The organism is Vibrio sp. T9 (assembly GCF_003123985.1).
Taxonomy (GTDB): domain Bacteria; phylum Pseudomonadota; class Gammaproteobacteria; order Enterobacterales; family Vibrionaceae; genus Vibrio; species Vibrio diabolicus.
Genome location: NZ_NIGY01000008.1, coordinates 223663 through 245141, shown reverse-complemented (window position 1 = coordinate 245141; position 21479 = coordinate 223663). Strand labels below are relative to the sequence as shown.

The following is a 21479-nucleotide window of genomic DNA, read 5'->3' as shown; positions in this document are numbered from 1 at the left end:
TAGCGTTATCATTTTCAATGAAGTCTAAGAGCCTCGCGCTTTACGTTCTTTGATTTAGCGCTTCTTAACATCACTCTTTCTGGGATTTCCATATTGAAATTCAATTTGGGAATTCGTTATTTCCCCCAGCCTTTTCATTTTGACAATCAATTTAAGGTGCTGATTTAAAGCAACATTATTTCTGGTTCATATTTTGCTCTACTTCGTTAAACGGAATGTTGGAGGGACACGATATGACTTACAGAGCGGAAGTGGACGGATTAAGGGCGATTGCTGTCACGTTGGTGATTTTGTTTCATGCAGGAGTTGAGCAGTTCGCTGGTGGCTTTATTGGCGTCGACGTATTTTTTGTTATCAGCGGCTATTTGATCACCACCATCGTGATTAACGATTTGGAAAACCAGAAGTTCAGCCTCGGTGATTTTTATGAGCGACGCATTCGCCGCATACTTCCCCTGCTACTGGTGGTGATTACCGTAAGCTATTTGATGTCTTGGTGGTTATTTTTGCCACAAGCGCACAAAGACGTTGGTCAGTTCGCAGTGTCTTCTATTCTTTCTTCATCCAACATTCTTCTGTATTTAAAAGGCCACAATTACTTCGGTTTAGAAGATCAAGCCAATCCGCTGTTTCACACTTGGAGCTTGGGCGTTGAAGAACAATACTACATTGTCATTCCTTTGCTACTCATGCTACTCGCTCGTGGCAAAAACGCGTTTTACCTGACTTTTTTCATCGCGGTATTTGCGCTGAGTTTGATGACTACTGTCTATGCGAGCAACGATCCTGATTTCGCCTTCTACATGATCTTCTCTCGTGCCTGGGAACTGGCAACCGGTTCATTACTCGCATTAGTAATGAGAAAAACCCAAGTTCAGTCCAACGATACGCTGGCAACCATTGGTATCGTTTTGATATTGGCCTCTGCACTTTTGTTTGAAAAATCGCAAGATGGCGCGGGTATCACTTTGCTGGTGCCGGTCATCGGTAGCGCGTTAGTGATTTTGTTTGCCTCTAAAGACAATGTCTGCGGTAAATTACTGAGCCTAAAATGGGTCGTGTTCGTCGGCTTAATCAGCTACAGCTTGTATTTGTGGCATATTCCGCTATTTGTGTTTTACCGCTACATGCTGGATGCAACTCAAGACGTCAATATCCCGATTTACATTGCCGCTCTTTTTATACTGTCTTACTTCACTTGGCGCTTTGTTGAAAAGCCGTTCCGCAGGCGAAAAGCCATGAGCATGCGCACTGTGTCTGTGGTTATTGCGGTTTTGACGTTGCCCTTGCTGACGTTCGGCATTATTGGTCATAAAAACGGTGGTTTTCCAGAAAGAAGCGCATTTTTCGAAGCCATGCGCGTTAATAACGGTTACGGTTTAGATTGCAACGGCAACACCGACGTTAACGATGTGTGCTCGTCTGCGCCGCAGCCCACCATCGCAGTGCTAGGCAATAGTCACAGCATGGTTTACGTAAAGCGTCTATCCGAAGTAACACCAACTGGCGTAGTGCAACTTACTCAAGATTCCTGTGCAGTCGGTTATGTCGACATCATCAAAGATGCTGGATCAATTTCTTGCCGACAGTTCTTCAAACAGGCAGTCGATACCATTTTGCGTACCCCTTCTATTCGTCGCGTCGTTATCTCTTCCAACTTCAATAAAGAGCTTTCACAAGCTGATTATGAGGCATCATTAACTGGATTGTTGAATGAACTGGAAGGGAAAGAAGTGGTCGTTTTCGGCCCAACCCCTTCCGCACCTTTTGCGGTAGGAGAATGCCTTTGGAAAGCGCGTTTGTTTGGCGAGACAGAAGAGTCCGCATGCGATTTCTCTCCCAAGCGACATCATCCAAAAAACGTGGCGAAGTTAGTGAACTACTTTGAGCAATTTGAGCACGTTGAGTTTGTCGACTTGACCGATGCCATTTGCAGAAATGGCGTATGTCGAATGAAAGTTGGTGCGAACAACGCCATGTATACCGATGACAGCCATTTATCTTACAAAGGTGCTGAGTTAGTGCTTGGGCATTACCACAACAGTACAAATGAAGCGCAACAGTTCACTTACGACCGGCAATAACCAAGAGAATAAACTTTTATGCTTCAGCGCTTATCTCAGGTAAGCGCTGAATATTTTAAAGCGAGAGAAAGCCAGCGTGTTTATTTGAAAATGCGTGGGTCAAACGCGAAATCGAGCTTTTCGGCTTTCTTGATGATCTCTTTCATTTTGGGATGATTTGGGTTCACCACGTAGTTTTTATCACGAGGTGAAATCGTTGAAGGCACTTGCAGTGCGGCAAACTCGGGATGAGGATCATTTAGAAACTGGTCACCAATGTACTGTGTAGACTCGCTCGCCGGTATTGCTCGCCACGTCACTGGGAGATCTTCCTCATCTAAGGTGGCGATGAGGTATTCTGGCATTTCAATACGATATAAATCGTACAGTTTGGTGATAGCTGGATCGTTATTTACGTGAACAAACACTTCCAACGAGCAAAGGGATTCCGATTCAGAGAAGTAGAGGGCTTCGGTTCCTTTTGAGTTCCATCGCCCTCCAAATAACTTTGCGCCAACGGGGCTAAATGGCGTGTCAGCGAATTTCTTTTGTGTGAGACGATAGAGCTTCATATTACGAGAACACCCCGTGCTCTAAACGGCCGATCAAATCTTTTACGATTTCAAAATCAACCGTAGTCGACACCATATCAAGTGGACGTTTTCCACCTAAGCCGTATACATTTTCTCTCATCCATTTTAACGCGCGTTCTTCGTCGTCAAACAACTCTGTTGCGAGTTTCAATAACATCGCTAATCGATAGATTGCATCACTCTCTTGAGTATTAAAACGCTCATCATTTTTAAGACGACGCTTAATTGTACTAACAGGAATCAGTGTCACATGTTGGAATTCACTTTGAGAAAGCTTTACTCGATCAACAATGTTCCGGTATACCTTGGGCTCAAAGCCTTTGTGAACCGCATCAATACGACCCGTTTCAGCATCTTCAATACCTAACATAAGCCAGAAATTGGCTTTATGAGATTGTTTCGGCTTAAAGCTTTTTAATGCTGCAGTTGCCATATCAAGCTCCTATGGTTCATATGGTCTAGTTATTATGGTTCAAATGAGCTCAACTTTCAATCAAAGTAAAAAGACAGGTAAAGAAAAAGGCGAGCTTTGCGCCCGCCTCTCTTACTTATTCATCAACTTTGTTTACGCATCTACCGATTTGCATCGTTTCACTTACTACAAGTCAAAACGGTCGGCGTTCATGACTTTCGTCCATGCAGCGATGAAGTCGTGGATGAATTTTTCCTGATTATCATCTTGCGCATACACTTCCGCGTACGAACGTAGAATCGAGTTTGAGCCAAAGACAAGATCCACACGGGTTGCCGTCCACTTCACAGCGTCGGTTTTACGATCACGGATTTCATATTGATTAGCACTCACTGGTTTCCACGTATATGCCATGTCAGTAAGGTTCACGAAGAAATCATTCGACAAAGTGCCTACTCGGTCAGTAAATACGCCCTCTTTTCCACCGCCGTAGTTACTGCCTAAAACGCGCATACCACCGATGAGTACCGTCATTTCTGGTGCTGTTAGCCCCATAAGCTGAGCACGATCTAATAAAAGCTCTTCTGGCTTAACCGCGTAGTCTTTCTTCAACCAATTTCGGAAACCGTCTGCAACAGGCTCAAGAACTTCGAATGATTCAACATCCGTCATCTCTTGGGTGGCATCACCTCGGCCTGGCGCGAATGGCACAGATACATCATGACCTGCGGCACGCGCAGCCAGTTCAATACCTACGTTACCAGCAAGCACGATAGCATCTGCAACACTACAGCCCTCTTCTGCTGCTATTTTTTCTAGCACAGCAAGAACACGACTTAGACGCTCTGGCTCGTTTCCTTGCCAATCTTTTTGCGGAGCCAAACGAATTCTCGCACCATTTGCGCCACCTCGGCGGTCAGAGCCACGGTATGTACGCGCACTATCCCACGCCGTACTTACTAGCTCACTAATGGATAGGCCACTTGCTTCGATTTTTGTTTTCACTAAATCGACATCGTAGTCTGTCTTACCTGCAGGCGTTGGATCTTGCCAAATAAGATCTTCGCTTGGCACATCAGGTCCGAAATAACATGATTTTGGTCCTAGATCGCGGTGTGTCAACTTAAACCAGGCACGAGCAAAGACGTCATCAAAGTACGCTGGGTCATTTTGGAACTTTTCTGCAATCTTGCGATATTCAGGGTCCATTTTGAGCGCCATATCGGCGTCAGTCATGATTGGATTGTAGCGCTTAGAGCCGTCTTCAACATCGACAGGCTTGTCTTCTTCTTCAATGTCGATTGGCTCCCACTGCCATGCACCTGCTGGGCTCTTCTTCAGTTCCCAATCGTACTTAAATAGTAGGTGGAAGTATCCGTAGTCCCATTGTGTAGGGTGTGTCGTCCAAGCACCTTCAATGCCGCTCGTTACCGTGTCACGGCCAATGCCACGTGTTTTGTGGTTAATCCAGCCAAGACCTTGTTCATGAACGTCTGCAGCTTCGGGCTCTGGACCAAGGTTTGCGGCATCACCATTACCATGACACTTACCGACCGTGTGACCACCCGCTGTGAGCGCGACAGTTTCTTCATCGTTCATTGCCATTCGCGCAAAGGTCACACGCATGTCATGTGCTGTTTTGAGAGGATCTGGGTTCCCGTCCACCCCTTCTGGGTTCACGTAGATCAGCCCCATCATTACTGCGGCAAGTGGATTTTCTAAATCTCGCTCACCAGAGTAGCGGCTGTTATCAGCGTCACTTGTGGCTAACCATTCTTGCTCGGAACCCCAGTAGGTGTCTTTTTCGGGATGCCAAATGTCTTCTCGCCCAAAGCCAAAACCAAAGGTCTTAAAGCCCATGGATTCATACGCCATGTTACCGGCAAGGACAATCAGATCGGCCCAACTTAATTTGTTGCCATATTTTTTCTTGATGGGCCATAAAAGGCGGCGAGCCTTATCGAGGTTTGCGTTATCTGGCCAAGAGTTGAGAGGAGCAAAACGCTGGTTGCCTGTCGCAGCGCCGCCACGTCCATCCGCGATACGATAACTACCCGCTGCGTGCCATGCCATTCGGATCATTAAACCGCCGTAATGTCCCCAGTCGGCAGGCCACCAGTCTTGGCTGTCAGTCATTAAGTCTTTTAAGTCTTTTTTAAGTGCTTCGACATCTAGCTTTTTCAGTTCTTCTTTGTAATTAAAGTCCTGCCCAAATGGGTTGGTTTTGGAGTCGTGTTGATGCAGGATGTCTAAGTTTAAGGCATTCGGCCACCAATCCATCACCGACTTATCTGTAGATGTTTGCCCACCATGCATAACTGGACATTTACCTACCGAACCGCCGTTTGTGTTGCTCATATAATGCTCCTTCGTATCGTGGTTGTGGTAACCACTCTTTGTTATTCAATAAATCGAATATCCACCTCAAACAGCGTAGTTCATACACTGAATTTTTAGTTAACGCCAAGTCAAAATTTCCATATCTCGGCTAATAAATAATTGTTATCAAACATGTACCTATATGCAGAAAATATGGATAGAGATCAGTTTAAGTCCATACCTGAATACTTAATCCCAGACAGCCTCGCCATGTTGTGATCCCAGGTCGCTAAATCATGATGACTAAATTCATTCAGAGCGTGATGACCACACGCCCTTGCCATGACTTGCATGAGCTCGACCGAGGATTCGAAGAAATTTTTCAGTTGCTGAGATGATTTTTCGATATCGAGACGCTGCCTCAAATCGGCATTTTGCGTTGCGATCCCCGCAGGGCAATTATTGGTGTTACAAATCCGGGCCGCGACGCAACCGATCGATTGCATCGCACTGTTTGCTATCGCCACTCCGTCTGCCCCAAGTGCCAACGCTTTGACAAAATCCGTAGGAACTCGCAACCCACCAGTGATGATTAATGTGACACGGTCACTTGCGCCTTTTTCATCTAAGTACTTACGCGCACGAGCTAACGCAGGAATAGTTGGCACGCTAATATGATCACGGAACATAGTTGGCGCCGCGCCCGTGCCACCACCGCGACCATCTAAGATGATGTAATCGGCACCCGCATCGAGCGCAAATTGTATGTCTTGCTCAATATGGTTTGCACTGAGTTTAAAGCCAATTGGAATGCCGCCAGTGATGCCACGGACTCTGTCAGCAAACTTTCTGAAATCGTGAGTAGTATGAAGGTCTTTAAATGTTGGCGGTGAGATTGCTGGTTGGCCTTCGGGGATACCTCTCACCTGAGAGATCTTACCCACATTTTTATTTGCTGGAAGATGACCACCCGTGCCTGTTTTGGCGCCCTGCCCACCTTTAAAATGAAAAGCCTGAACATTAAGAAGCTTAGATTCATCGTAGCCAAACTGAGCACTGGCAAGCTCATAGAAATACCGCGAATTTGCAGCTTGTTCTTCAGGTAACATCCCCCCTTCACCGGAGCAAATCCCAGTCCCTGCCAACTCAGCACCTTTTGCTAGCGCAATTTTCGCCTCTTCCGAAAGTGCGCCAAAACTCATGTCCGATACCAATAAAGGGATAGCAAGTTTGAGCGGCTTACGCGTGTTTGGCCCTACAATCAACTCAGTTGATACGGGAACGTCTTCCAACAACGGTTGTGTCGCCATTTGCGCCACCATGATTTGTATAGCATCCCAATGTGGTAGCAAATGCCTAGGAACCCCCATTGCAGCCATCGGACCATGATGACCGAGTTTAGAGAGCCCTTCTCTCGCTAATTGGTGGATAAACTCTAGGGTTGGTTCTTCTTGAGTAGCAGACGCAGTCGGTTTGTCACTTTTCTCTCGTTTTTTCTCAGGGCCTTCTTTGCCGACTTGCTCAGCAGAAAAACGCTTATGTGTTCCATCACAAAATGGGGCATTAGAGGTATGCTTGCACTGGCAGAGATACGCTTCTTCATCTTTTTCCGCAGTAAAGCTCATTGGCTTTAAGCCTGTTCCCGAATGCGACCCATCGCAATAAGGTTGATTTTTAGAACGTCCACATCGGCAAAAGTAATATTCTTGCCCTTCGGTTAGATTCACTTTAATCGGCTTATTATCTGCGATGATTGGCTTGCTCATGTTGCCCCCTGTTTATTATTGTTAACCACGCTTTCTCGCTGGCTTGCAATAAGCGTAGAACAGGAGCGGAAAGAGCGTCAGCGAAACCAGAGTAAAATACGCGATTGTCGCTTGCCTCACCTATACTCTTTATGGGTCTCATACACGTGGAGGCTATATGACGATTGCAACCCGATTAGATGAATATTTGACTGAGCATAACATTCACTTTCAAACCGTGAATCACAGCCACAGTCATAGCTCGCTACAAAGTGGTGTTGCCGCAGGTGTGCCTTTAATGAATATCGCAAAAGGCGTCATTCTTGAGGATCATGAAGGGCATCATATGATGGCAGTCTTACCTGCCAACAACAAAATCAGTTTGTCGAGATTAAACGATGAATTTAACGCTACTTTCCACTTGGTGAAAGAGCGTATGGTTTACCGACTCTTCACTGATTGTGAGCACGGCGCAATTCCACCGATTGGTAGTCCTTACCACATGTCGACCGTTTGTGATGAAAGATTAGCAAACTTGGAACATGTCTATCTTGAAGCCGGCGATCATGAAACTCTGATTAAGCTAGATAGAAAGGCATTTAAAGAGCTAATGAACGACTGCAAATACTTAAGATTCAGCAGTGAAGTTCTGCATTAAACTTCCAAAAATCTGTCGACATTTCGTGAAAAAGGCTCTTTCAAAAAGAGCCTTTCTTTCTCTATTGGCAGCGCGTGGTGGAAACTTCCCGACCTTAGGTAATCCGCAATTCAGAACACATAGAAACAAAAAACGCCCGTTTGAGCGGTTTTTTACAATCCAACCACTATCGAACAAAAATCTTTTGAATCGCTTTTATCGCCATAGCTCTGCGACGCATTAATGCCCCCGTCCTTGGTAGCCATTTCGGCGTGTGGAGTACGGTTTTCGCGTGGCTAAAGGTTCTGAATCCTTCCACTCCGTGATAATGACCACTGCCTGATTCACCAACGCCACCGAAAGGCGCATCCTCAGCGCCAACGTGTAATACCGTGTCGTTAATGCCGACGCCGCCACTGTGTGTGTTGCGTACAATATGTCTGATGGTCGATTTGTTGTCCGACATAACATACAGCGCAAGTGGTCGCTGGTGCTGATTAATGTAGTCAATCGCTTCATCTACCGCTTTGTAAGGCTTGATGGGTAGAAATGGCCCAAATATTTCCTCTTGCATGATGCGCATATCTGTCGACACGTCTGTGATCAAATGAGGATACAAAAGCCTTTCCTGTTGAGGTGACGCTTCAACAGTATGGATGCTTGCGCCCTGAGCTTTGGCGTCCTCAAGTAGCGCAGTCAAACGATCATACTGTCGTTGATTAATAATATGGGTCAGCTTTTGATTCTTGTTGGATTTCAAATAGAGTTTTTCAAAACGTTTTAAGAACAGCGTGATGAACTCTTCGACGCGTTCTTGTGGTACAAACGCGTAATCAGGCGCGACACAAATCTGACCGGCATTGATGCATTTACCAAACAAAATCGCATCAACGGTTTTCTTCATATCTGCATCTTCTGCAATGATCACCGGAGATTTTCCACCCAGTTCTAACGTCACTGGAGTCAGGTTTTCAGCCGCTGCTTTTGCCACAGCGCGACCAACATTTGTCGAGCCAGTAAACAAAAGATGATCGAATGGCAGTTGGCTGAATGATCGTGCAACGTCCGCTTCACCTTCAAATACTTCGACATATTCAGACAACTCGCGACAAATATTGACGATGACTTTATTGGTTTTGGGCGTAAATTCGCTGAGCTTCATCATCACACGGTTACCTGCTGCCAAAGCAGTAACTAAAGGCGCAAGGCTCAAAATGACAGGAAAATTCCACGGCGAAATGATCCCGACCACGCCGAGTGGCTGATACTGAACAGTCACTTTCGACGGAGCAAGCAACAGACCGGATTCACGCTTACTTGGTTTGCACCACTTTTTTAGCTGCTTGATGGTGTAATTGATGTGCGAGACCGTCGGCAAAACGTCGGTCATGGCGGTATCAAATTCGGAACGATAACCAAAATCGTCACTCAGCGCTTCCACCAATGCTTGTTTATTCGCAATCAGAGCTTGTTTTAGCAAGACAAGGCGCTGCTTACGCTCATCCAAACTAGGATAAGGTTCGGCGGCATACGCCGCTTTTAAGCGATCAAGGCTTTGTTGTAACAGGTTGTCCACTTCAACCTCTGCGATTGCGTTCATGATGCTTCTCCTAACCTAGTTTCAACCAATGACGCTCCAAATTAACACGAGCGCAACAATGTTACTATTGTAGCGCTCGCGAAATTAGAGTTCGAACTCTGATTAAAATATCAGTGGGTTTGGAGCTAAGTCAGACGCAACTCATAAATGCCGAGCCGTTGAGAGCGGTCAAGCGTCTCGAACTCGTGATCAATGTATTCTTTTAATGTAGCACCAGCACGCTCAGCAATATTGATGCTGGCAATGTTGTCTTCCATACAGTGGAATTGGATGAATTGCGCGTGCCCTTTCTGCTTCAAAAAAGGAATCAACACCGCGAGTACTTGGTCGATCACTCGGTGTCCTCGCCCATTGTTGGCAAGCCAATAGCCAATCTCAGTGACGCGTGTGTGCGAATCCACACCTTTAATGCCAATAACACCCGAAAACTGCTCATCAAAATAAATCGCGCACCAGTGGGCATCTAACGCTTTGCTGTTCACGCGCTGAGAGATGTAGTTCACTGCTTCTCTGCGGTTGGTCACAAAGTCCGTCCAAGGCAAATAGCCAGAGAGGCTGTTTCGATACGTGTTCACCACTTCCAGTAAAACGGTCGCGTGTTTGGTGGTAAGAGGCTCAATTGAGACCCTGTCTGAAACAGAAAAACTGGCCTGCATGCTATTTCCTTGATACGCCTTTTGGCACATGACCTCATCCATCCACATTATCCCTTTTTCAGTAAACACTACTCACAAATCCTACCGCCTCATTGCGTTGAGAACAAACTTCCATATTCGTTATTTCAAACGTGCTTAAAAGGATGGTTATCTCGTCTAGTCTGTTTGTTCAATCAACGTAAATGGCGTCAACGATTCCACATCCACGTAATGCCTCCACACATGTTCGTAAAGGTGGTGCTGATTTGCAAACGGGGCTAGTCGCTTTGCTTCTTCAAGCGTACACCAACAATACTCTGTGTGTTCTTCGTTAAGTACAACCGATTGGTTAGGTGGACAAAGTAATACGAAGCATGGAATAACCATGATGCGGTTATTTTTTGCTTCGTAGAACTGTTCTAGAAAGTCTGCAGTATGTAACTCAACATCGTCAATTTGCGTCTCCTCTTTCAGTTCTCTGAGAATAGTTTGCCATCCGGTTTCACCGGCCTCTACACCACCAGCAACATGGCACCAATAACCACCTTTAACACGTTTGAGCAACAGCATTTTATCGACGCCATCAATTTTAGAAATGACAACGCCAGAAGTATGCGTTGCTTGTACTGGGATCATGTATGCTCCTTAAATATCTAGATATTTCCTAGATGCGCTCCATGCGCGAATGAAAGATAGGGTTGCTTGAGAACCCATAGTCTACTGCTTATTCTCACTCTCGGCAGATGTGTTTGAATATCACGGATCATTTTGTGAGCTGAGTATGCTAAAGTGCGATCTGTCGCAACAAATGAGCAGTAAAATGTCTAATTCATTCAACACTCTGGTTCCCATTGGTGTGCGCTTTATGGTGCTCTCCGCATTCGGTTTCGCGCTAATGTCTGCCACAGTAAAGCATGTCAGTCTTCATGGTATCCCTGTATTTGAGATTGTTGCAGCGAGGGCACTCGTCTCACTTGTTATCAGCTATTTAGATGTTAAGCGAAAACGAATTTCTGTATGGGGCAATAATAAGCCATTACTGTTTGCGCGTGGCGCAGTGGGCACCATGGCATTGATGTGCGTATATTATTCGGTGACTACCTTACCTTTGGCAGAAGCGACCATATTCCAATACATTCACCCAGTATTTACTGCGCTCCTAGCCGTCTTTTTCTTGAAGGAACGCATTCAACCATCGACGTTCCTTTGTATTGCCTTGTGCTTACTCGGCATCTATATAATGGTAAGTCCAGAAACAGGACAAGAAGCAGAGCGCACTTTACCTATGTTTAGCGTAATGATTGCAATCTTGGGCGCATTTGGTAGCTCAATTGCTTATGTCATTGTTAGAAAACTTAGCCAAACTGAAGATAGTTCAGTGATCATTTTCTATTTCCCTCTGGTTGCTCTGCCCGCTTCACTCTTACTGATTGGCGATGATTTTGTTATGCCCGACCTGTATCTGACTTTCATGTTGGTTTTGGTTGGTGTATTCACCCAAGTTGGGCAATTGGGATTAACCAAAGCAATGCAAACTCAGCAAGCGGGCAAAGCGTCTGCTTACTCGTATATTCAGATCGTATTTTCTGTGTTGTTAGGCATCATTTTCTTCGGCGAAATCCCGCTCATCTGGACGTACATCGGTGGTGCACTAATTGTAGCGGGCGCACTCATTAACGTATTTGGCCACCATTTGCGATTGCCATTCGTTAAGCGCAGCGCTTAACCCTTCAGCCCCAAAGCGAGATAACACTAAAACGTAAAAAGCCAGAGTCGACTCTGGCTTTCTTTTTATGTTTAACCTGACGTTAAGCGGATAATTTTAATCCAGCGATACCGGCAACAATAAGCAGTAAACTCAGCAATTTTATCAGCGTCGCGGGCTCGTTAAATATGTAGATACTGACGATTGCCGTTCCAATCGCACCTATACCTACCCAAACGCCGTAAGCGATACCGAGTGGTAGCGTCCTTAATGCAATTCCAAGTAACCAAAAGCTCAACACCATAAACGTAACGGTAAAGACAGATGCCGCCAATTTGGTAAAACCTTGTGAGTATTTTAGTCCGACAGCCCATGCCACTTCGCATAAGCCAGCAATGAAGAGAATTCCCCAAGCCATGTCATATTTCCCAACGAGATAGGGTCGTCCCCGAGAAAAGATAGAGCGGTGAGGTCGTCCTCACTTCTTTGTGACTTGCTATTATATACAGAAAATTGAACGTAAAAAAATAAGGCCCTGATATTTCAGGGCCTCTTTACATAAAAATCGCTAGGGCTTAGCGATGATGAATACGGTACCATCCGTCAACGTAAAGCTAACCTCACTGGTTTTCTTTCCGATACCGGATAAACTGCACTCGTTATCGTTATCACACGGCGTATTTGAAATAACATTCCACACGCCATTCATCAAGCCAGAACCAGTAATAATCGCCGTCCATGTTTTACCATTGTTGATTGATTGTGTAGTAACTTCATCAGATGGTGGTGGCGCTTCTTGTCCTACATAACTTGCTTCCACGTTCAAGTTACTGTAACTGCTGTAAGCGTACACGCCAATGTGCCACGTTCCTTCATTCGGAGAAGTAATACTACATGATTCATTACTGTTGCTACTGTATGAGCGACAATCGTAGCTGGTTAAACTTGGTTCACTTCCCAGCTTAACGTAAAGATCCGCATCGCCGTTTGCTCCCGATGTGGTAACAGTAAAATCTGAACTGTTGGTAGGCACATCAATCGTAAAACAATGCCACTCACCAGTAGATGAAGAGTCTATGTTGCTGGAAACACCATTGTTTAGGGCGATAGCCTCACACGTGCTAGATGGTGGCTCGACGACTCCGCCATCAACTGAAACACCGACCTGAGAAAAAGCGTCGGCTACATCATTCGCCGCCACGTTTAAGCTTTGGGCGGCCGCCAATACACCCGCAGCTGCAGAGTCAAACGTTTCGCTTGGCGTCCAGTAGTTCTGGTTAGCGTACGCAAAAACCTCGAACGCCTGTCGCGTTCCCCAATTGTACTCAACCGCCAATAGATAAAACGCTTTGTTAAATACACCACTTGAATAATGCACATCCATGCCACTCACATACTGAGACGCGTGATCAATTGAACGACCATCAAGGGGCGGATTATCCATGTAGCGCAGCGCCGCATTGGCAGCCTTTCTAATATCGTACCCAACTTTCCAATCGTTAGAACCACGTGAATAGAATTCAGCCGCCTCACCTGCCATATCTGAGAAAGCCTCATTGATTCCGCCAGATTGCTCTGAATAAATCAGATCAGAGTTTTGTTCTGTAAATCCATGGCTAACCTCGTGCGCTGAGACATCTAAACTCACTAAAGGATAGAAATAACTCGCACCGTCGCCAAAAGTCATACTCGAGCCATTCCAAAAGGCGTTTTCATAGCGTTTGCGGTAATGCACTCGCATTTGAAGCTGAAACGTTAAGGGAGCGGTATTCAGCCAATCTTTGTACATGTCGTATACCACTTTGCCAAAGTAATGCGCATCGTTTAACGGGCTGTACGCTCCATTAATTTCTTTAACACTATTGGTTGGACAAACGAACGTATGTGTATTGCCAGACGTCCTACCATTCAAGTTGATGGTTTTGACCACGCCAGGAATGTCCATCAAACACGTATCACCGGATTGCTGGACTAATAGAGACTCAAAGTCCACACCATAATGATAACGACCAATTTTTTGGTTTCCTCCCGGACCATTCGCTTCTACGTGCGCTAACCCTTCATATTGCAGCAAAATGTTTCCTGTTTTAGCATCAACAAGAAAGGTGGGACGCGTAGGCTTACCACCATGCTCATTATCAGCAAAAAACTGGACAATATAAGCTAAGTGCGCCACGTCACTTTTATCGACATAAATACGCAAACCTTGGCGCTGATTATCTATTTGGTATCCGTTTTCACGGTACGGCTTTTGCGTTGAAGACATTACTTGAGAAAGCGACAATCTAGGCACCATGTCATTGATATCTCGGGCAATATCCTTTACGAGAGTACCGTTGATATGCTTGATTTGGCCCTGTTTATCACGATGTACGACAATTTGCTTGCCCCAAATCGGGACGCCTTTAAACATCTGCTGATAACGACTATGCGTACCGCCGTTTTTACCTTTGTTGGTTTTCAGCTTTTGTACACGATTTCCATTTTGTAAACCTAACACACGATCTATATTTTGTGTGGCTGCAAGGTTGCGTTTTTCTAAAGCAACAACAAGACCATGGTTTTGCTCTAGCCGTTCGGACTGAGCGGCGGATAAAGATGTTGAAAAAAGAAGTGGTGAAGCAAGCATTGCCGTGACAAATAACCTGCTCTGGTAGTTTGATACTGAACCCATCGGTTAGCCCCCTATTTTGCATCAATAGCAAAGCCAAACTGACCAGTTCTATTTGTTTGTTTCTCACCCAAAAGTGAAGTCAAACTTATCGTAATTATCCCGCTCATTGATTTTAGCACACACAATCATACAGCTTATGTTTTAGTGCCATTTCATCTATTAAAAACGACACCGTTTTTTAACAATTTGCATATAACCTTTTGGTGTTGAAAGTGTTGCGTTTATTGCACAAATCACACAAAAACTAATTGAACATGTAAATATGAAAACGTTTGTGTGATTGATATCGCTTAAAACAATTACTGATGACTTTAATATTCAGCCGAATCAATTATAAGGTATGACGTACCCATGAAAACAATCAAAACCTCTATCGCTCTCCTTGTTGGCGCCGCTCTATTATCTGGATGTAATGACGACACTGAATACGTCAATGTTCAGCCTAAAGAAGTAAAAATAGCGACTTACAACCTCTCTTTTGACCGTGCAACTTTTGAAGCTTTAGTGAGTGAAATGCAAATTGAACCAGCGCAGCAAACTGTATTGGTTACTGCCTATTTAGACGGTTCTATCGCCGCTGAAGACAAAACCACTGCGGAAAAAGTCATTCAAATTCGAAACGTTGCTGCGATTATTCAGAAGAATCGCCCTGACGTTCTAATGATGGCGGAATACAACAACGACGGAACAGGCGAAAACAAAGCAGCCCTTGAAGGCTTCCAGAAGAACTACCTGTCTGTCGCGCAAAGCATCAATGGTGCAGGCGGTGAAGCGAACCTTGAACCTATCGAATATCCTTACGCGGAGTCTTACTCTACCAACACAGGTTTGCTAAGCGAGTTTGACCTCGACAACAATGGAACAGCAGGTCAAATGCCGGGCGATGCATGGGGCTTTGGCATGTACCACGGTCAATATGCCTTTGCCCTAATGTCTAAATACAAGATTGATACGGCAAATACGCGTACGTTCCAAGCGTTTAAATGGAAAGATATGGAAGGTGCGAAGATTCCAACCATTACTATCTGTGACGGCTCACAAAAGATTCCAGATGGCATGAAGTGTGGTGATGAGTGGTACTCTGCAGAAGAATGGGATCAAGTACGCCTATCTTCTAAAAACCACGTAGATGCACCAATTATCATTCCGACTCGCAATGGCGAGGAAGTTGTGCATCTACTGATGTCGCACCCTACTCCACCAGTATTCGATCCAGGTAAAAACAAAGCGCAAAACGCAGCCGAAGTAGAGTTCTGGCATCACTACATTCAAGGTAAAGAGTATTTCTACGACGATGCAGGTAAGAAAGGCGGCTTATCGAGCGGGGCTAAATTCGTAATGATGGGCGATCAAAACCTTGATCCCGTGGCCGGTGACGGTATTAGCTCTGTAATGCAAGAACTGCATAATGATCCATTGGTTAACCAAACCGTGATGAATGGCGAGCTTTATCCGACAAGCTTTGGGGCAGCCGAACACGCTGTTGACCGCAGCTCCACTCACCCATATCCAAATCGCATCACTTCGACGTTTGGCTTGGGTGTAGATTATGCCTTGCCTTCTGCAAACCTAAATGTGGTGGACTCTGGCGTATACTGGTCAGCTTCTTATGAAGAAGGTCGTAAGCTATTTAACGATGCGCGTATTGGTAAGTATGGTGATGGCAAAGATGTGTCTTCCGACCATCGCATGATCTGGATTAAAGCACAGTTCTAAACTGAGTCATTTAAATAAAAAAAAGCCAACCACAAGGATTCGTGATTGGCTGTATATATTTGTGAACAAAGTGGTTCACTAACAACGTCAGTTGGCTAGGTGACCCTCGGCTTAGAAAGGGTCACTCATACTAAAGCATGAGGCGTGCCAACTTTGTAGCGCACAAAAACAGGTTGTTATTTAATCACTTTCATTAAAACTTCACCAATAGCCACTGTTTGCTCACGCAATGAATTGCAATTTGCAAATTATTGTTGGCATTTCGCAATAAACCCTACCATTAACTTTTGTTCTATGGCTTCCTAGCCAAATCACGTGCGAGGATTAATGCGAGTCCGAATACTTGCAAGAAGAGCCCGATATTCTTGTACCAAGCGATCTTTTCATCTTGCTTTACCATTAGCTCATTGAGCTCTACATTCTCAATGTAATAGTCATCAATGCGATCTCTATACGAAGCTTGTGCTTGGTTTATCTTTGACATTAGCTGAGGGAGTTTATCTATTTGTATTTCATCCGATTCGTGATGAGTCCAAGAGGATAAGTGCCCTTCCAATATCTGTTCTATCTCCGAAGGTATCGCTGCGCTCTGACCTATGTGCAAGTGAAGCAGCAACGCCTCTCTTTTTCTTTCTAGAGTTTCAACGCTATTCCACGCGAGTTGGATGGAATACAAGTTTTCCGCCTTTTGCTCTGCGAGTTGCGAATACTGTTTGCCAAGACTATCAAGGACCAAGCTAGTAAGAACGATCGCGCCAATATTCAGTACTAACCCAATCAGAACGAGTACCCATGGCGGCGGGATATAGCTACGAAGACTTACCATAACTTATCGTACGGAAGATAAATCATATTCAACACAACCAGCGAAAGTATCACTAGGAATGTCACCTGCATGCCCCTAACACGCCTTTTTAAGTCCTCTTTCAATATACCTCGAGCATGGATAATTCGACCGATCACGAAAATAATGCCTGTGAGATGTATCCAGGTTGGGTAAGCACTATTGGATTCTAATAGTGCCATTAGAATCAGAGTAATGGGGATATATTCTGTCGCGTTACTCTGTGCACTACGAGCGATTTGGAGAGCCTCTACTCCTCCGTCAGCATAAGCAACCTGATTTAAGCGACGCTGCTTAATCACTTGAACGGCCAACCAAATAATCAGTATTGCAAGAATGCTAGCGTATAGAGCTGTGATCATATGTCGTCCTTTTTAATCCGGTTTTCATTATATAGCGTGTTACTTGGCTATAAATATAGCGGTATCCTAATGATAATGCGTCAGTTAACCTCAAATTATGCTTTGACTCGAATATAAGAAAACGAGTAAGAGAATACCTTATGGAACTAAAAACGCCCTCGAATAGAGGGCGTGAGAGTGAAATCGTGAATATTCAAGAATGGTGCACTATAAAGGATGATTGGCCAACTTTTTACGCTTATGCCCTTTGACAATACTTTCAAAGATTGTAAATAACAGCCCCACCCAAATAAAGGCAAAAGTCACTGCTTTAACTTCATCAAACAGTTCACCGAAAAACATCACAGCCAAAACAAATTGCAAGCTTGGTTCAATATATTGCATTAAACCAACTGTCGATAAGTTTGTTATACGTATCGCGATAGAATAAAAAATCAGTGGTAAAAGCGTGATCGGTGCGCTGCCAAAGTACAAAAGCAATGTTGTGATATCTACGCCTGAAGCCAACTCACCCACTGTCCATTGTTTGTAAAACAAATACGCCACGGCAACTGGAGTCAATAGCAGGGCCTCAACAAACAAGGTGGTGCTCCAGTCGTATGCTATCTTCTTCTTGTACAAGCCATACAAAGCAAAGAACAACCCCATCGTTAGTGCGATAACAGGCAACTGGCCATAATGAATCACTTGATACATCACACCAATTGTTGCTAGCACAATTGCGATGAGTTTACCTTTTGAAAGCTTATCTCCAAGAATAAACACGCCTAGCGCCACTGACACTAACGGTCCAATAAAAAAGCCTAAGCTTGCATCAATGACTCGATGGTGAGTCAAAGCCCAAGTGAACGCACTCCATGAAATACACATCAAACTGCTCGCGACAAACGTGTACCACAAAGATTTTTTGTCACACCAGATTTCTTTCCAATTCGGTCCTCGACGGGTTATACCAAGCACAATTAAAAAACCGACCGGAACTGAGCCGATGATTCGCCATGCCAGCAACTCATCCATTGAAGCATTCGGTAAATAACGATAATAAATGGGTAGCAGCCCCCAAATTACAAAGGAGAATGCTGCCATAAAAGTGCCATAACGAGTGTTATTCATAAAACTATCGCTCATCTAAACGAATAAGTCAGCGCAAACAAATCGCGCTATGCATAATAAAAGGAACGCGATATCCCTGTGAGTTTAAGATGCTGAGGGCATTATTGGTTCAACGCTTGTACTACTGCTGTAAACCCACTCACAAAACACAACATAAGTGCTCCAAACCGAATTTTTTCTTTTGGTAACGATTGGGTGGTTTTCATCGCGAGCCAATACCCAAGTGCTGCCGCAGGTAATAGCGGAATAGTAATCACCAAATGGTGTAATGTGAAGAAACCAGCGGGAATTTGAACAACGAGCGAAATGATGGAACTGAAAACAAAAAATGCCGACAGGTTACCACGTAACTGATTCGCTTCTTGATGTTGCAACAACAACGCCATCGGTGGGCCTCCAATCGCCGAACTGGTACCAAACAATCCAGAAAAGAATCCTGCTAATGTCATACGCGATGGTGTGGGTTCAACCCGAAACGGTAAAACACTCACCACAACCGCGAATAACACCAAAAAACCAATCCAAAGTGTAAGGGCTTGAGTCGAGACAAAAAACAGTAGCAAGCCGCCAGCGACCGATCCGGGCACACGCCCAATCAATGCCATTTTTAAACCGCCGATTTCAACACTACTGCGGTGCTTCATCGCATTCATCAACGAAATAAATAACGCGACTAAACAGATTGGTGCAGGCACATACTCCGGCGCCCAAAGAATCAGTAAAGGTGCGGCAACAATTGCCAAGCCAAAGCCTATTGCGGTTTGTACATAAGAGCCAAGAAATATTAGCCCTATCGCAAGCAAGTTTATCGAATCGAATTCCATTTAGATTATTCTTATATTTGAAAGCCAAACACGAAACCAAAGCACATTCGCACGATGAATGCGTCGAGTGTGTTGTGATATGAATCTCGCGTAGCATTCATCAAAGTGAACAAAAAGACAATCCATTTGTGCGGTTTGCCGTCACTTCTTTTCGTCTTTCATTCAGCCGATGTACACGTATGCTTATATCTAGGCGAATTCATGCTCGACTGTTCATGCAGCATTTCTTCCACGGAATTAATGACTGCTCAAAAACGGCCGCATTAGATCTTTGAATCCTCCTCCCGCTCTATATAGGCGTAACCGATTCTCACTACGTCGGTATAGCACTTTATGACTCATCGCTTTATACTATTGATTATTTTGTCATTACCGTACTTATTTACACAACAACAAGTGTACGGTCAGTGTTACTTTTTCTACCTTTAACTTGCTGTGAAAATAATATGAGAAAACAAACCGGATTTACTCTAATAGAGTTAGTCGTAGTTATTGTCGTGCTCGGCATTCTTGCTGTCACTGCCGCACCACGCTTTTTAAACCTTCAAAGTGATGCGCGTGAAGCGCGTTTAGAAGGCATGAAGGGCGCGATTGCATCAGCGCTCGGTGTCGGTTATGGGAAAATGGCGATTGCAGGGTTGGAACACTATCCATATATATCAAACAAACACACAGACGCAGGTTCAGGTAAAGGCCCTGAAAATTTGCCTTTCTCAGGCTGTGAGTTGAATGGCTCTCTTAGCTGTACATTTAGGTACGGTTACCCAGATGCAGATGAAACAAGCTTAGCTATATTAGTCTCAGAACTTGAGAATCAGTATGGAGATAGTGACTGGAAAATTGTTCAAACTAATAACATTAAAGTAGTTATTTCAGCAAGAGATGATAAAAATAGCAGTTTAACTCAATGTGGGATTTTATATGGACCACCGCAGGGTCCAAACGAAAATTACACCTTGGAAATTCTTCCATGCTCACAATAAAATAAGGCTGCCCATCGGCAGCCTTATTTTTAATCTTACCGGGTTTGTTTACGCAAAGTTAAACACGTATTTATCCATCATATTCACCATACGGCCAATCTCTGGCTTGGTAATCGTATCATTTGCGCCAAGAGACAGTGCTTTCGCTCGGTTATCCTCACTCATCAATGATGAGAACATAATGATCGGCATTTCATGAAACGCTTCAGTATCGCGTAGTCTCTTCACTAAGTGCATACCATCCATTCGAGGCATTTCTACGTCCGTAACCACCGCATCTAACAGCTCTTTAACTGGCAAGTTTTCTTCTTTCGCGACCTCGATTAAGCTCATTAATTTCTCATGAGCCTCACCACCGTCTTTACAAGTGATCACATTGTAACCTGAAGAAGCTAATGTATCTTGAATCAAAGAGCGAATAAATGCTGAGTCATCCACCACCATGATCGTTTTAGCATTACGCTTACCCACCATTCTCTGGTTTAGATCTACCGACTTATCCCCTTTCACATCGTATTTTTCCATACTCAGCTCTGGGTTAATATCCGCGATGATTTTTTCAAAGTCGAGAATCATGATCAGGTTGCCTTCTTTGCGGACAACTGCCACTACACAATCTTGTTCGCCCGCTTCCAAAAACTGACTTGGTGATTCCACATCATTCCAAGAGATACGATGAATACGTGAAATACTATCAATCAGAAAGCCATTGGTCATTTTGTTGAAATCAGTAACGATAACAAACTTACGCTCTAGGTCCTGGCGTGTTGGTACACCTAACCAACCAGCTAAATCAACTAAAGGCGTCAATACATCTCTGGACGAAAACACCCCGATCATGTGAGGTTGTGCGTTTGGATAATCGGTTGTCTCTGGTACGCGAATCACTTCTCGTACTTTCGCAACGTTGATGCCGTAATAACAAGTTTTTGTGCTGCCATCCGGCAATGTTTTTTCTAAATGAAACTCGATGATTTCAAGCTCATTGGTACCACTTTCTGTCAAAATGGTGCTAGTTACGTTACTCATAAAGCCAATTATCCAACCAAAATACGCATCAGAAAAAGTTTGATGCAAACGCCATGAGAAGCCATTCTCAGGCTAAAAATCCAAGCATCCTTTTTAGTTGTTACAACAAAATTTGTAAACCACCAAAAGGACGGCCAACGCACATTTCCATATCAAACTGTGAAAAAATGTCTCATTTTTGAACAGGATAACATGAGTTAACTTAGTGCGACCTTACCTTCCCAC

Annotated in this window: 19 protein-coding genes; 5 read left to right on the top strand and 14 right to left on the bottom strand. The window is 44.4% G+C overall.

Annotated elements, in window-relative coordinates; genetic code table 11:
• Positions 1-233 precede the first annotated feature (233 nt).
• Positions 234-2084, top strand: a complete 1851-nt coding sequence (locus tag CBX98_RS17805; RefSeq protein WP_109169912.1) for an acyltransferase family protein — start codon at positions 234-236, stop codon at positions 2082-2084.
• Between the two features lie 80 nt (positions 2085-2164).
• On the opposite strand, the gene CBX98_RS17800 is transcribed toward CBX98_RS17805, so the two are convergent.
• The 4 genes from CBX98_RS17800 to CBX98_RS17785 all read right to left on the bottom strand — a co-directional run bounded on the left by CBX98_RS17800 (position 2165) and on the right by CBX98_RS17785 (position 7153).
• Complete coding sequence (locus CBX98_RS17800) at positions 2165-2635, bottom strand: RES family NAD+ phosphorylase (protein ID WP_005376497.1); 471 nt, start codon at positions 2633-2635, stop codon at positions 2165-2167.
• A gap of 1 nt (position 2636) precedes the next feature.
• Positions 2637-3089 carry an antitoxin Xre/MbcA/ParS toxin-binding domain-containing protein gene (locus tag CBX98_RS17795; protein ID WP_006742299.1) on the bottom strand — a complete coding sequence of 151 codons (453 nt, stop codon included), beginning with the start codon at positions 3087-3089 and terminating at the stop codon, positions 2637-2639.
• A gap of 165 nt (positions 3090-3254) precedes the next feature.
• On the bottom strand, positions 3255-5426 hold the full coding sequence (gene katG / locus CBX98_RS17790) for a catalase/peroxidase HPI (RefSeq protein WP_074190610.1): 2172 nt from the start codon (positions 5424-5426) through the stop codon (positions 3255-3257).
• A gap of 185 nt (positions 5427-5611) precedes the next feature.
• A complete protein-coding gene (locus CBX98_RS17785; RefSeq protein WP_109169911.1) occupies positions 5612-7153 on the bottom strand; it encodes a glutamate synthase-related protein in 1542 nt (513 codons plus the stop codon).
• 157 nt (positions 7154-7310) lie between these two features.
• On the opposite strand from CBX98_RS17785, the gene CBX98_RS17780 reads away from it, so the two are divergent.
• Positions 7311-7790, top strand: a complete 480-nt coding sequence (locus tag CBX98_RS17780; RefSeq protein WP_006742302.1) for a YbaK/EbsC family protein — start codon at positions 7311-7313, stop codon at positions 7788-7790.
• A gap of 166 nt (positions 7791-7956) precedes the next feature.
• Here CBX98_RS17780 and CBX98_RS17775 read toward each other — a convergent pair whose 3' ends face one another.
• The 3 genes from CBX98_RS17775 to CBX98_RS17765 form a co-directional block, all read right to left on the bottom strand.
• Entirely contained in the window at positions 7957-9369 is a 1413-nt protein-coding gene (locus CBX98_RS17775; RefSeq protein ID WP_109169910.1) for a coniferyl aldehyde dehydrogenase, read from the bottom strand.
• 125 nt (positions 9370-9494) lie between these two features.
• Positions 9495-10067: a GNAT family protein gene (locus tag CBX98_RS17770; protein ID WP_172605986.1), complete on the bottom strand. Its 573-nt coding sequence runs from the start codon at positions 10065-10067 to the stop codon at positions 9495-9497.
• 114 nt (positions 10068-10181) lie between these two features.
• On the bottom strand, positions 10182-10640 hold the full coding sequence (locus CBX98_RS17765) for an NUDIX domain-containing protein (RefSeq protein ID WP_048624976.1): 459 nt from the start codon (positions 10638-10640) through the stop codon (positions 10182-10184).
• Between the two features lie 184 nt (positions 10641-10824).
• On the opposite strand from CBX98_RS17765, the gene CBX98_RS17760 reads away from it, so the two are divergent.
• The gene (locus CBX98_RS17760; RefSeq protein ID WP_005395238.1) at positions 10825-11730 is read left to right on the top strand and encodes a DMT family transporter; all 906 of its coding nucleotides are present in this window, start codon (positions 10825-10827) and stop codon (positions 11728-11730) included.
• An 82-nt stretch (positions 11731-11812) separates the two neighbouring features.
• Here CBX98_RS17760 and CBX98_RS17755 read toward each other — a convergent pair whose 3' ends face one another.
• Positions 11813-12127 (bottom strand): multidrug efflux SMR transporter, encoded by a 315-nt coding sequence (locus CBX98_RS17755; protein WP_109169909.1) that lies wholly within the window; start codon positions 12125-12127, stop codon positions 11813-11815.
• Positions 12128-12277: 150 nt separating this feature from the next.
• Positions 12278-14383 (bottom strand): M4 family metallopeptidase, encoded by a 2106-nt coding sequence (locus tag CBX98_RS17750; RefSeq protein WP_109169908.1) that lies wholly within the window; start codon positions 14381-14383, stop codon positions 12278-12280.
• A gap of 351 nt (positions 14384-14734) precedes the next feature.
• On the opposite strand from CBX98_RS17750, the gene CBX98_RS17740 reads away from it, so the two are divergent.
• The gene (locus tag CBX98_RS17740; protein WP_109169907.1) at positions 14735-16099 is read left to right on the top strand and encodes an endonuclease/exonuclease/phosphatase family protein; all 1365 of its coding nucleotides are present in this window, start codon (positions 14735-14737) and stop codon (positions 16097-16099) included.
• Between the two features lie 292 nt (positions 16100-16391).
• Here the strand turns inward: CBX98_RS17740 and CBX98_RS17735 are convergent, their stop codons facing one another.
• From CBX98_RS17735 to CBX98_RS17720, 4 genes are all read right to left on the bottom strand, one after another.
• Positions 16392-16925, bottom strand: coding sequence for a DNA mismatch repair protein (locus CBX98_RS17735; RefSeq protein WP_109169906.1), 534 nt, complete (start codon positions 16923-16925; stop codon positions 16392-16394).
• A complete protein-coding gene (locus tag CBX98_RS17730) occupies positions 16919-17305 on the bottom strand; it encodes an MAPEG family protein (protein WP_005395243.1) in 387 nt (128 codons plus the stop codon). The genes CBX98_RS17735 and CBX98_RS17730 overlap by 7 nt, the downstream gene beginning before the upstream one ends.
• A 207-nt stretch (positions 17306-17512) precedes the next feature.
• Entirely contained in the window at positions 17513-18418 is a 906-nt protein-coding gene (rarD, locus tag CBX98_RS17725) for an EamA family transporter RarD (protein ID WP_109169905.1), read from the bottom strand.
• Between the two features lie 101 nt (positions 18419-18519).
• Positions 18520-19242: a sulfite exporter TauE/SafE family protein gene (locus tag CBX98_RS17720; RefSeq protein WP_054867404.1), complete on the bottom strand. Its 723-nt coding sequence runs from the start codon at positions 19240-19242 to the stop codon at positions 18520-18522.
• A 446-nt stretch (positions 19243-19688) separates the two neighbouring features.
• On the opposite strand from CBX98_RS17720, the gene CBX98_RS17715 reads away from it, so the two are divergent.
• Complete coding sequence (locus tag CBX98_RS17715) at positions 19689-20225, top strand: prepilin-type N-terminal cleavage/methylation domain-containing protein (protein ID WP_109169904.1); 537 nt, start codon at positions 19689-19691, stop codon at positions 20223-20225.
• A gap of 48 nt (positions 20226-20273) precedes the next feature.
• On the opposite strand, the gene CBX98_RS17710 is transcribed toward CBX98_RS17715, so the two are convergent.
• Entirely contained in the window at positions 20274-21254 is a 981-nt protein-coding gene (locus CBX98_RS17710) for a chemotaxis protein (protein ID WP_025998672.1), read from the bottom strand.
• Between the last annotated feature and the right edge of the window lie 225 nt (positions 21255-21479).